At 58.3% G+C, this 12,190-nt stretch carries 10 protein-coding genes; 4 read left to right on the top strand and 6 right to left on the bottom strand.

What is annotated here, in order from left to right; genetic code table 11:
- From AiwAL_RS18530 to AiwAL_RS18515, 4 genes are all read right to left on the bottom strand, one after another.
- A partial coding sequence (locus AiwAL_RS18530; RefSeq protein WP_262313310.1) for an ATP-binding cassette domain-containing protein occupies positions 1–413 on the bottom strand: 413 nt, incomplete at its 3' end.
- On the bottom strand, positions 410–1,285 hold the full coding sequence (locus AiwAL_RS18525) for an ABC transporter permease (RefSeq protein ID WP_262313309.1): 876 nt from the start codon (positions 1,283–1,285) through the stop codon (positions 410–412). The genes AiwAL_RS18525 and AiwAL_RS18530, both read right to left, overlap by 4 nt.
- Positions 1,282–2,268: an ABC transporter permease gene (locus tag AiwAL_RS18520; protein ID WP_262313308.1), complete on the bottom strand. Its 987-nt coding sequence runs from the start codon at positions 2,266–2,268 to the stop codon at positions 1,282–1,284. The genes AiwAL_RS18525 and AiwAL_RS18520 overlap by 4 nt, the downstream gene beginning before the upstream one ends.
- Positions 2,269–2,307: 39 nt before the next feature.
- Positions 2,308–4,779 carry an FAD-dependent oxidoreductase gene (locus AiwAL_RS18515; protein ID WP_262313307.1) on the bottom strand — a complete coding sequence of 824 codons (2,472 nt, stop codon included), beginning with the start codon at positions 4,777–4,779 and terminating at the stop codon, positions 2,308–2,310.
- A 77-nt stretch (positions 4,780–4,856) separates the two neighbouring features.
- Here AiwAL_RS18515 and AiwAL_RS18510 point away from each other — a divergent pair, with 77 nt between their 5' ends.
- From AiwAL_RS18510 to AiwAL_RS18495, 4 genes are all read left to right on the top strand, one after another.
- Positions 4,857–5,462, top strand: coding sequence for a helix-turn-helix domain-containing protein (locus tag AiwAL_RS18510; RefSeq protein WP_262313306.1), 606 nt, complete (start codon positions 4,857–4,859; stop codon positions 5,460–5,462).
- Between the two features lie 20 nt (positions 5,463–5,482).
- On the top strand, positions 5,483–7,126 hold the full coding sequence (locus AiwAL_RS18505) for an amidohydrolase (protein WP_262313305.1): 1,644 nt from the start codon (positions 5,483–5,485) through the stop codon (positions 7,124–7,126).
- Entirely contained in the window at positions 7,123–8,088 is a 966-nt protein-coding gene (locus tag AiwAL_RS18500; RefSeq protein WP_262313304.1) for a GTP-binding protein, read from the top strand. Before AiwAL_RS18505 ends, AiwAL_RS18500 begins: the two co-directional genes overlap by 4 nt.
- A 100-nt stretch (positions 8,089–8,188) precedes the next feature.
- Positions 8,189–9,778 (top strand): ABC transporter substrate-binding protein, encoded by a 1,590-nt coding sequence (locus AiwAL_RS18495; RefSeq protein WP_262313303.1) that lies wholly within the window; start codon positions 8,189–8,191, stop codon positions 9,776–9,778.
- Between the two features lie 200 nt (positions 9,779–9,978).
- Here the strand turns inward: AiwAL_RS18495 and AiwAL_RS20490 are convergent, their stop codons facing one another.
- Together AiwAL_RS20490 and AiwAL_RS18490 are read right to left on the bottom strand one after the other, a co-directional pair.
- Positions 9,979–10,305, bottom strand: a complete 327-nt coding sequence (locus tag AiwAL_RS20490; protein WP_408851933.1) for a LysR substrate-binding domain-containing protein — start codon at positions 10,303–10,305, stop codon at positions 9,979–9,981.
- Positions 10,306–10,646: 341 nt separating this feature from the next.
- The gene (locus AiwAL_RS18490) at positions 10,647–11,471 is read right to left on the bottom strand and encodes an IS3 family transposase (protein ID WP_262313311.1); all 825 of its coding nucleotides are present in this window, start codon (positions 11,469–11,471) and stop codon (positions 10,647–10,649) included.
- Positions 11,472–12,190: the final 719 nt, after the last annotated feature.

The following is a 12,190-nucleotide window of genomic DNA, read 5'->3' as shown; positions in this document are numbered from 1 at the left end:
ATCTCCAGGGTACGCGCTAACGCCGAGCGTTGGTCAAAACCCTCGTGAAGCCGAATCGTCTCGGCGATCTGGGTGCCGATCGAAAAAACTGGATTCAGTGCGGTCATCGGCTCTTGGAAGATCATTGAGATGTCTTTCCCGCGAAGGCGTCTGAGCCGCTCCGAGGGTGCCCCCACGATCTCTTCGTCACCAAGTCGGATGCTTCCCCCAGTGATTGCACCGCTAGGCTCTGGGACGAGACCCATCAGCGCTAACGCGGTCATGCTCTTTCCGCTGCCGGATTCGCCCACCAGACAGAGAGTCTCGCCCGCAGCCAGTTCGAGGTCGAGATCATCTACGACCGTGACCGGGCCGGACCGTGTCGAGAAGACGACCCGTAGGCCGCATACGCGCAGCAGCATTTCCTCGCTCATCGCTCTCTCAACCTCACGTTGAACGCCTCACTCAGCCCATCACCAATGAGGCTGATGCTGAGAACCGTGAAGAAGATTGCTACGCCAGGCATGGTCGTTGTCCACCAAGCTGCCAGGGCGTAATCGCGGTTCTGTCCCATCATCAGACCCCACGACATAACGTTTGGGTCTCCGAGACCAAGGAAGCTAAGGCCACTCTCGAAAAGGATTGCGTTGGCGGCCGCCAATGTAGCTGCAACAATTAGTGGTGGCAGGACGTTCGGGAGAATCACGCGCCAAATCAGCCAATTCTTACCCGCTCCGATTGAACGTGCCGCTTGGACGTAATCGAGATGACGAACACGCATGAACTCGCCGCGAGTAAGCCGCGCAGCAGGTGGCCAACTCACGACGCCGATTGAGAGAGTGATCGTTATCACGGTTGGCGAGAACAAGCTGACAATCGTCATCGCTAGAAGCAAAGGCGGTAATACCTGGAAAAACTCTGTGATCCGCATCAAGACACTATCGACCCAACCGCCATAAAAGCCACTTAGTGCTCCGACAACTACCCCAATACTCATCGTAATCGTTCCGGCACCGAGCCCCACGATCAGATCAAGTCTGCCACCGTTCAGCAATCCCGCGAGGATGTCTCGCCCGAGATAATCCGTACCGAGCGGCGCGGCGCCGAAGCCCGGCTGCGAGAATGGCCTTGAGACAATTGCGAACGGGTTCACCCGGTAGAGGAACGGGCCGGCAATGACGCACAGCAATATTATCGCGAACAGGATTAAGCCAGCAAACGCGGCCCGATTCCGCCGGAACATGCGCCATGCCTCACTTGCTCCATCGGGTGACGGTAGTGCACTAATGTCGACGGGTATGGTCATCGTCGTGAAGTCCCCCTTATGCGTGGGTCCAGTCGACGGTATGCGAGGTCGGTGAGGAGGTTGGCGATGATAACAAGCACGGCCGAAAAAAGCAGTAGCCCTAGGAGGGTCGGTGTATCCCGCCTAATGATCGAATCAAACGCGAGCCGCCCTAGGCCAGGCCAATCGAACACCGTTTCGATCAAGATCGCTCCGGCGAAGACCTGGCTGAACTGAAGGCCGATGATGGTGACGATCGGCAGGATGGCATTGCGCAACGCGTGCTTGAAGACCACCGTTCGTTCGGGAAGGCCTTTTGCGCGAGCCGTCCGTATATAGTCCGCGTCTAACGTTTCCAGCATGGTTGCCCGCGATAGCCGACTATATTGGGCAAGGAAAACGATCGAGAGCGTCACGGCTGGCAAGACCAAGTGCCGCGCAACGTCAAGAATGTGGCCGAACCAAGTCAGGTCCGGATGTGCAATATGTTCGATCCCCCCGACCGGAAAGATCGGCAGGACGGATGTGAACAGGACCAGCAGAAGTAGCCCGGTCCAAAACACGGGGGCGGAGTAACCGACCAACGAGAGTATGGTTATTGCATGGCTAAGGAGCCCCGCGGGCTTCTGGGCAGCAATAATGCCGAGCCAAGTTCCAACTGTGGCGGCCAACACGATCGCCGTGATCATCAAAAGTAATGTCGCGGGTAGGCGCTGTAGCAGAAGTTGCAACACCGGGGTGTTATAATAGAATGAGCGTCCGAGATTGCCCTCGAGCACGTGGCTCACGTAACGCCACAGCTGATCAAGGAAGCTGTGGTCGAGGCCATAGCTGATCCGCAGCTGAGCTAAGACCTGAGGACTTGCCCCTCCCATTTCGCCAGCCATTACTTGTGCGGGACCGCCGGGTGCGAGATGGATTAGAGTAAAATTCAACACTATGACGGCCAGGATCAAAAGCAGCGCATGACTGACGCGTTGGGCTATTGTGACGACGATCTCCATCGGCTCAAAATCTCCGCATCGACCAGTTATAGAGCTCTCTCATATCCTAACTCGGTGGTTCCTTGGATCATAGAAGGGCTCGAGACTGACAGTCGCTCCGACCCGTGATCCGGCAATCTCGATCTCGTAATCCGAGGCCATCAGTGCGGCCGCGGCTTCGCCGATCGAATGGGCGACGTAGCCAAGCCCGACAGCCCCGCCGAGATGGTGCCCATACGCGCCGGACGTGATGTACCCCGCGACCTGACCGTCCCGCAGGATCGGTTCGTTGTGATAGAGCAGCGGCTCTGGGTCACGCAGCTTGAACTGCACCAACCGCTTCGAACAGCCCGCTTGGCGCTTTCGGAGCACGCCCTCGCGGCCGAGGAAATCGCCGAAGCGGCTACGTGGTTTGTCCAGCTTAACCCCGAAGCCGAGCCCGGCCTCCAGAACATGATCCTCACTCGAGATATCATGACCGAAATGGCGATAGGCCTTCTCCACTCGGCACGATTCGAACGTGTGCATGCCGCACAGCCTTGCTTCCGCAGTGGTTGCCACCTCGAGGACCCGCTGCAGAACATGGCGCGCGAACTCCGTCGGGATATAGAGTTCCCATCCCAGCTCGCCTACACCGGTGATGCGGTGGGCCCGCACCCAGGTCATGCCGATATCGATCTCCTGTGCCGTGCGGAAAGGGAAAGCGCGATTGGACAAGTCGGCGCTTGTCAATCGCTCGAGGACGTCACGCGACCTGGGCCCCATGATCCCGAGCACCGCTTCGCCTGATGTGACATCGGTGACAATGCAGCGAGCCTCTGCCGGCAGATGCCGACGCAGCCAAGCGACATCACGCGTGACACAGGCCGCAGACGTCACGATGAGGAACGATGTCTCCGAGAGACGCGTGATGGTCACGTCCGCTTCGATGCCGCCACGTGGATTTAGCCACTGCGTGTAGATGATGACCCCGACGCCAACCGCGACGTTATTCGCACAGATGAGCTGCAGCGCGGTCTCGGCGTCGGGTCCTTCAACCCGGAATTTGCCGAAGGCGGACAGATCGAAGATTCCAGCCGCCTCACGCACGCTGCGATGCTCAGCTGCGGAATACGCAAACCAGTTTTGGCGCTTCCAGCTATAGATATTCTCAGGTTTTTGACCGCGCTCAAGCTCGGCTTGTGGCAGAAACCAGTTGGGCCTTTCCCATCCAGCAGTTTCTCCGAAGTAGGCGCCTCGCGCCGCCATCTGCTCGTGAAACGGCGTGTGGCGGACACCGCGGGCCGTGCTATACTGCCGGTAAGGGAAATGGTCGGCGTAGAGCAGTCCAAGCGTCTCGCTGACTCGCGCCGCGATATAGGTCTTGGTACCCTGGAATGGGTGCATCCGCCGGATATCAACGTCCCAGAGATCGAACGGAGCTTCGTCATCCACAATCCAATCTGCTAGTGCCCTGCCCGCACCGCCGGCCGATTGGATGCCCACCGAATTGAATCCGGCAGCAACGTAAAAATTCCGTAATTCAGGAGCTTCGCCAAGCAGATAACGATCATCCGGGGTAAAGCTCTCCGGGCCGTTGAAGAATGTGCGGATGCCAACCCTCTCCAGAACCGGCACGCGCTTGATCGCGGTCTCGAGGATTGGTGCAAAATGCTCGAAATCCTCAGGCAGCTGATCGAAACAGAAACTATCGGGGATGCCATCCACCGCCCAGGGTTTGGCCTTCGACTCGAAGGCGCCGAGGAGGATTTTGCCGGCATCTTCCTTGTAATAGGCGCTTTCGTCCGGAACACGAAGTGTGGGCATGTGGCGCGTGAGTTCAGGGATCGACTCGGTAACGATATAGAAATGTTCACACGCTTGCAGCGGCACGTTGACGCCTGCAAGACGCCCGACATCGCGGGCCCACATACCGGCGCAGTTCACGACTATCTCGGCCTCGATTGAACCGTCTGCGGTCAGCACACCAGTCACGCGCCCCACCGTACGCGAAATCCCGATGACCTTGACGTTTTCAAAGATCTGCACGCCATTTTGGCGGGCTCCCCGCGCCAGAGCCAGAGCGACATTGGTGGGATCAGCCTGGCCGTCGCCTGGCGTCCAGAGGCCGCCGACGATGCCGTGTAGATCAAGCAGAGGATAGGCGAGCTTGCACTCGCTGGGGGAGATAATCTCCATCTCGATGTCGTGTGTTTTGGCCATGGAGGCGCTACGCTGGAACTCCTCGAGCCGTTCGCCCGTAAGTGCTACCGCCAGCGAACCCGTACGGGAAAAGCCTGTGGCTATGCCGGTCTCTGCCTCGAGCCTTTCGTACAACTCGCCTGAATACTTCGCCAGCCGGGTCATGTTCAGCGTCGAGCGAAGCTGTGCGATCAAACCCGCGGCATGCCAGGTCGTGCCCGACGTTAATTGCTTGCGCTCCAGAAGCACGACATCCGTCCAGCCTCGCTTGGCGAGGTGATATACGACCGAGCAGCCGACCACACCGCCACCGATGACGACCACGCGTGCTTTACCAGGTAATTTAGGCATTGCGATCTTACCAGGTTATAAAAACTACTGGACAACCTACACGAAATGTGAAAATATACAATAGGAATTTCATAAATATGCAAAAAAAGGTTCATTCAGGTTCTTTGACGCGACACCGCCGTGCGGGTGCCATCATTGGCACTCAGATTCGGGATCTGCGTCGTGCTAAGGGCCTGACGCTCACTGAGTTGGCCGCCAGTATCGGCAAGTCGGTCGGGTATATCAGCCAGATCGAGCGCAATCTGTCCCCAGTCACGATATCCGCGTTGCAGGAGATCGCGGATGTGCTCCAGGTTCAGATCGGCTGGTTCTTCCAAGGGCACGGCCGTGGCTCCCCGGACGAGATCAATTTCATCGTGCGTAAGGACAATCGTCGTATCCTGACGCTGAGTGGCAGTGGCATCACCGAGGAACTGTTGTCCCCCAACCTGAGTGGCCAACTCGAAGTCATTCTAACGAGATTCGCTCCCGGAGCATCGACAGGGGAACGCGATCGCGTTCGCCGTGGTGAAGAAGCTGGGGTCGTCATGTCTGGCGCACTGGAGCTCTGGGTCGATGACAAGCGCTTTCGCCTCGAGGAGGGTGACAGCTTCTCCTTTCAGAGTGTCGGTCCGCATCGATGTCGTAACCCCGGTAGCACTCCAGCAATAGTTCTGTGGGTGATCACACCGCCGTCCTACTAGCCAATCCGGAGAAGCAAAGCATGGATAATGCAACCAGTCGAGCCGATCTGATCCTCTCTGCCGATGAGATCGTGACAGTGGACCCCCTTATGTCCACCGTAGAGGCCGTGGCGATCCAGGGTGGACGGATCCTGGCAACGGGGTCGCGTAAAGCGATGTTGGAACATGCCGACGCACACACCAAAATCCACGAGCTTCCCGGTCGCACGGTGTTTCCGGGCTTCGTCGAGGCGCACGGGCATCCCTTGCTCACGGGTCTAAGTCGCGGCGATCCCACTGTGGACATCCGCGCGGTCAATATCCCGAGCTTTGATGCTGCGATGGCGACGGTACGCCGGCGCGCAGCAAAGACCACGCCCGGCGAGTTCATTCTCTTTTTTGGCCTCGACCCTCAACTGCACGAAGGCATGCACGAACCATCTATTGATGAGCTTGATCGATTGGCGCCGGACAACCCGGTGGCGGTCCAGACGTCAAATTTCCATGTCATGTTCCTCAACCAAAAAGCCCTCACGCACTTTAATCTCACGCCACAGACGAAAGACCCGACTGGAGGCAAGATTCACCGTGCAGCCGACGGCAAGCCCACCGGTAAGCTCGAGGAAAAGGCTACCCGACTCGTGCTCGAACCCTACTGGGCGGCGTTGGGCGAGGAGCGTGCCGAGCGCGAATTCGACGTATGGCTCTGGAAGCACGCGCGGGGGGGCTACACAACCACCGCCGAACTCGGCATTTCTTCGGCGATGTTCCCACTACTGGATCGACTGCTAACGCAGCGAGACGCACCGGTCCGGATCGTCGGCTACCAGATGGCCTTACCGGACGGCGCAACGATCACGAACAGAGACCACGGCGATGATCGCTTTCGCATGGTGGGTATAAAGCTTATTGCGGACGGCTCTCCTTTTGCTGGCAATATTTGGGTCAGCCGCCCCTATCTGAATACACAAATGACGCTGAAGGGCATGGCGCTCGGCCGCGACCACACCGGGCACATGAACTGGACCCCGGAAGAGATCGGGACGATCATCGATCGCTACGCCAGCGAAGGCTGGCAGATCGCGGTGCACGTTCAGGGCGACCGCACATTCGACGTCGTCCTCGACGCATTCGAAGCGGCCATCACCCGCTACGATCTCAAAGACCATCGTTTCCGCATCGAACATTGCGCGCTGCCGCGGCCGGAACATATCGCCCGCGCCGTCAAGCTTGGCGTGACGTTCAGCTTTTTTCTGTCGCATCTGTACTACTGGGGCGAGGCATTGCGGGATGGGATGTTCGGTGAGGATCGGGCCGCACAGTACATGCCCATTGGTTCAGCATTGCGCGCGGGGATGGATCGGGTGAGCGTCCATTGCGACGCGCCGATGACCGATCCGGACGTCGTGCGATGTCTGCATCTCGCCGTCAATCGGCGGACGGAAAAGGGTGCTGTCATAGGGCCCGAGCAAACGATTCCGGTGGATGACGCCATTCGCGCCGTCACGATTCACGCCGCCTGGCAGCTACAGATGGACGATCGAGTTGGCAGCATTGAAGCAGGAAAATATGCTGATTTCACAGTCCTCGATTGTAACCCGCGCAGGATCGCTCGCGACTCAATGATGGACGTCCGTGTGCTCGAGACGTGGCTCGGCGGCAAGCGAGTTTGGCCCGAACCATGAGCGGAGCCTCCTCATCCTCGTCGGGGGGCGTCGTACCGGTGACGGTGGTCACAGGTTTCCTCGGCGCCGGCAAAACGACTTTGCTGAACCGCATCCTGCGCGAGGCACAACCCAGGCGTATCGGCGTTCTGGTCAATGATTTTGGCGATATCAACATTGATTCCCAGCTTATCGCCTCTGTCGAGAGCGATCGCATCGCGCTGACGAATGGTTGCATCTGCTGTTCGATCCGCAATGATCTGGTGAGCGCGATGGCCGGCCTCGTGCTTGACCAGCCCGGTCTCGATCACGTCGTCATCGAGGCCAGCGGCATTTCCGACCCCGTCGGGATTGCCGAAACGCTGTTCCAGCCGATGCTGACGAGTAGGCTATCTATCGACGGCATCATCGCAGTCGTGGACACCATGAATTATCCGGATTTGGACTTCGACGAGACCGAACTCGCCTTGCGGCAGATCGCGGTCGCCGACATCGTTCTTCTCAACAAGATCGACCTCGCTGTCGCTGAAAAGCTTGTCGGACTGCGAGAGGATATGCGATTGTGTTCACCTCGTGCCCGCTTCATCGAAACGTGCCATGCCGAGGTTCCGTTATCTCTTATTCTGGGTCTCGATGCTGCCAGCTATCTCGCCATCCGCCAGCAACCGAGTGCCCATCATCACGCGGACGCCGGTCATGGCTTCGTCTCAATGAGTTGGCGCTCGGAGCGCGCTGTTGATCTCAAGCGGTTCCGCGAATTCGTCCGAACTCTGCCGATCGCTGTCTACCGCGCCAAAGGTTTCCTCCATCTTGCAAGCCCGGATACGCAATGCGCCACGTTTCACCTTGTTGGCAAGCGGTCCTCGCTTGAGGCAGCGTTGACCACGTCTCCCTCGTCCCGTTCTGAACTTGTTTTCATCGCCCGGCGGAATGCCGTGAATTTCGATCATATCCGCTTAGCACTCGATCAATGCTGCACCTGAGCACTAACACCGAGTCGTTGCATCGGCGGCAGTCGTTCCGACAAACTAACGACTAAATCCAACTACATAAATAACAATAAGTGAAAAGGAGAAAACCATAATGTCCACCGTATCCAGAAGAGCATTCGTCGCAGGCACGGCCGGAGTCACTGCTGGCGTCTTGGCCGGTCTCGACCGATCTGCCCAGGCAGAACCGAAACGCGGGGGAACGCTCGTCATTGCGAGTGCCGGCGTCCCTACTCTCAACCCCGCCATACTATCGGGTGGAGGGCCTGGCCTTCCTGGCGCCCAGCTTTTTGCTTCACTACTTGAGTTCGACGACCAGTTCCGACCGCGCCCATACCTTGCTACGAGTTGGGATATGTCGGCGGACGGATTAGCGTATACATTCCACTTGGTCCCAACCGCCGTGTTCCATGATGGTGCGCCGATCACCTCGGAAGACGTTGCGTTTTCACTCGACACTGTCAGGGCTAACAGCCCATTCGGGCCGACGATGTTCGGGTCGGTCGACCGGGTCGAAACACCTGACTCGCATACCGCAAAATTCGTCATGAAGCGTCCGGACCCTGCCTTCCTATCCTGCCTTGCGCCAATCCTACTCCCCGTCCTGCCGAAGCATGTGTTCGACAAAGGGCCAATCCGCATGAATCCGGCTAATTTAGCCCCGGTTGGGTCGGGTCCGTTCAAATTCGTCGAATTTAAACAAGGGAACTACGTTATTCTAGAACGCTTTAATAATTTTTTTCGGCCGAACCGTCCGTTGCTCGACAAAATTGTGATCCGAATAATCCACGACTCAGAAACTCTCGTCCTCGCGCTGGAGAGTGGCGAGATCGACTATGTTTCCGGAGAGGGATTGCACTACAGTGACATCCTTCGCCTTCAGAAGAACAAAAAATTTGTGACGACTCGCAAAGGTTTCGAAGCCTTGGGTCCGGTTGACTACCTCCAGTTTAACTTGCGCAAACCCCCTTTCAACAAAGCTCTTGTTCGGCAAGCGATCGCTCACGCTATCGACAAGAACTTTATTGTCGACAAGCTCCAATACGGGCTGACGAAAAGACTGGATGGCCCTCTCAATCCCGAAAACCCGTTCGCATCCAAGGATCTCACCCTTTATAAATATGATCTAGAAAAGGCTAAGAAACTCCTGAACGAAGCCGGTTATCCCATGAAGGGTGACGCTCGCTTCAAGGTTACACTCGATGCTGGCCCGTTCTATCCTGACGGGTTGGTGCTCGTCGCTGATTACCTAAAGCCCCAACTCAAGCGTATCGGAATCGACGTAGAGCAGCGCACCAGCCCAGACTTCGGTACCTGGGTAAAATGGATCAGCAACTATGAGTATGACTTTACAATGAACAGCTCCTGGAACTACCCGGACCCGACCATTGGCGTGAGCCGCCTTTTCCTGTGCAACAACCAGCGCAAAGGCGTAATGTGGGCCAACAACGAAGGTTATTGCAACCCGGTAGTCGATCACCTCTTGAACACGGCGGCAAGGGAAATGCATATGGACGTGCGTAAAGAGCTATACCGGTCGTTCCAGAAAAATGTGACCACCGATCTTCCCTTCATCTGGACAACCACAGAAACATTGTACGCCGTCTTTAACAAGTCAGTCCACAATGTGCAGAACACCGTCTGGGGACCGCTGCAACCACTCGATGCGGCCTACAAGACTTGATCGTTGTTCCGGGTTGCCAGTGCGGCAGCATCGATCGCGTCCAGTAGGGCATGGGGCAGGAGTTCCCGCCGGCCGATCGCAGCCCCCCGCATGCCCCGGCGATGGGAGTTTTGAATAGCCTTATGTTCAGGCATCAATTGTCCGTCTGGTTTTGCTCATAATCCGCTCCGTTTACCACGACGGAGCGGCGCCTCTTCCAATTAAGCCGGTGGTCCCATTTTCGGGGCCCAGTTCAGCCGGCGGAGGCGAGCCTCTCGCAGCAGGAACACCCGAAAGGCGGTAACTTGCGGCCTAGCCGCACCATGCCTAGTGACGATAAACCACGACCGTCGCCCCTGTAGCCGTGTCGTGAAGAGCACCATGAGCCGGCCTGCGGCAATGTCTGTTTCAATTAATCCCATACGGCCGAGCGAAACACCCCAGCCTTGCATCGCGGCTTCAATGGAGAGTGTATAACTATCGAATTTTGGGCCTTGCGTCGCATTAACGCCACGAACCCCCGCTGCAGCGTGCCGCGCGACAAACAACGTGAGAATGCGCGTCAATCAACGTGAGTGCGCCGGGAGACCGGCAAGGAGCAGGAGGTGAAAGTCCACTACGATGAAGGAGTAGCAACCCGCATCGGCCCCGAGCCGTGCGCTGGCGTCCGCGAGGGCGTTGGCGAAGCGTCGGCAGGGGAGCGTGCAGGCCAGCCATTGAGCCGCGAAAGGATTGATGTCCCGGGTGCCGACGGTGTTCATGTACCGGAAGGCGAAATGGACGGGCGCGTTACTGCGAGCGCTCGCCCAACCCGGCGTGGTCCGAGACCCTGGCATGCACGGAAGCTCTTTGTACGGGAACTGGAGTGCGCCCCTGCGGGTGGACAGAATCAAGCTGCCGTTTTGACCGTCTGCCGGGCGTGTTGATCCTCGAACTGCACAGGGCTGAGATATCCCAGCGATGAGTGCAGCCGTTTTGAGTTGTAGACGTCGTCGATGAAGCGGGGAAGGTCGGCGGTGACGTCTTCGAACGTTTCGTAAGCGGCCAGGTAGACGGCTTCGACCTTCAGCGTCTTCATGAAGCTTTCCGCTTTGGCATTATCGTATGGATTGCCACGGCGGCTCATCGAGCCCGTCAGGCCATGGTCCTCCAGCAGCGTGCGATACACCTCCGATGCGTATTGCGACCCACGATCGGAATGGTGAATGCAGCCTTTTGGTGGAGCCCTGTTCCTGATCGCTGCCTTCAAAGCTGCGACGGCAATCCGGGCATCCATGGAGCGGCTGATCGCGTAGCCCACGACTTTGCGCGACCAGGCATCCAGGATGGCCGCCAGGTAGACGAAGCCGCCCGGAATGGCCACGTAGGTCAGGTCCGCGACCCAGATCTGGTTCGGGCGATCGGGAACGACGCCTTTGGCCAAGTCGGAGTAGATCGGCCCGGCATGGTCGCTGTCGGTCGTCACAACGTAGCGCCGCCGCTGTTTTGGCTGCAAATCGTGTTCCCGCATCAGGCGCCGGAGCCTTTTGCCGTTCACCACGACGCCCTGATGGCGCAGCGCTGCCCCGACCCGGCGATAACCATAGCACTCGAACTCATCGCAGATCGCGCCGATCCGAGCGAGAAGTCCATCGGCGGGCAGTGTGGCTGGCGGCGCGTCGTAGAAGGTGGATCGCGTGAGCCCCATCAGCTCACACCCCCTGCTGACGGAGATGCCACGGGGCCGGCGACGACGGAGGTGCTCGCGCTTCTCGGCCGGGGAGCATGCTTCAAAGCCCCCTTTAGCAGCTCGATCTCGAGCGCCTGACGACCGACCAGGCGCTCAAGGGCGGCGATCTTGGCTTCGTATTCTTGCATCAGGTCGGCCGCTTGCACGTTGAACCGCGCCGGGTTTTCCGGAGGCCATTTTGTTTGAGTCAGGCCACCATAGCCAGCTCGTTCAGTTGTTCATAATAGTGCGCCTCGGCCTCGGCCGGTGGGATGTTGCCGATCGGCTCGAGGAGACGCCGGTGGTTCGCCGCACGTTATGCAGAGCTAGGCGATGTGGCTCGCGAACCGGCTCCGGCCATAGCTCGGGAGCCAGCCGTCGCAGCCGCTGTCAATACTATTACGGGAGCGGCTTTGGTAGTTACCGGAAATGTTTCGCCTCCACTAGGTGGCCGCGCCAGGGACCGCGGTACGGCTCCGTCACCTTAAGCGGTGGGAACTTACCCACCTGACCAAGTTGGTGGCCGCAGAGGAGCTCGGCTAGCCGTTGTAGGGTGGCCGGCTCCGGCTCCGCGTGATAATACTTGTTGACTTGCTCGACCGATACCACCGGACTGAGTTTGTTTTACCGGAGGCCTTTTGGGCCGCGCCAAGTTGCACGTTCGCCGGCTGGACTACGTTCTTATGCTTCGGTTCTAGCGGCGGGAACTCGCGGACCAGCCAGCA

The organism is Acidiphilium sp. AL, from assembly GCF_025499445.1.
In the GTDB taxonomy this organism is placed as follows: domain Bacteria; phylum Pseudomonadota; class Alphaproteobacteria; order Acetobacterales; family Acetobacteraceae; genus Acidiphilium; species Acidiphilium iwatense.
This window is presented reverse-complemented; position numbering and strand designations above follow the sequence as displayed.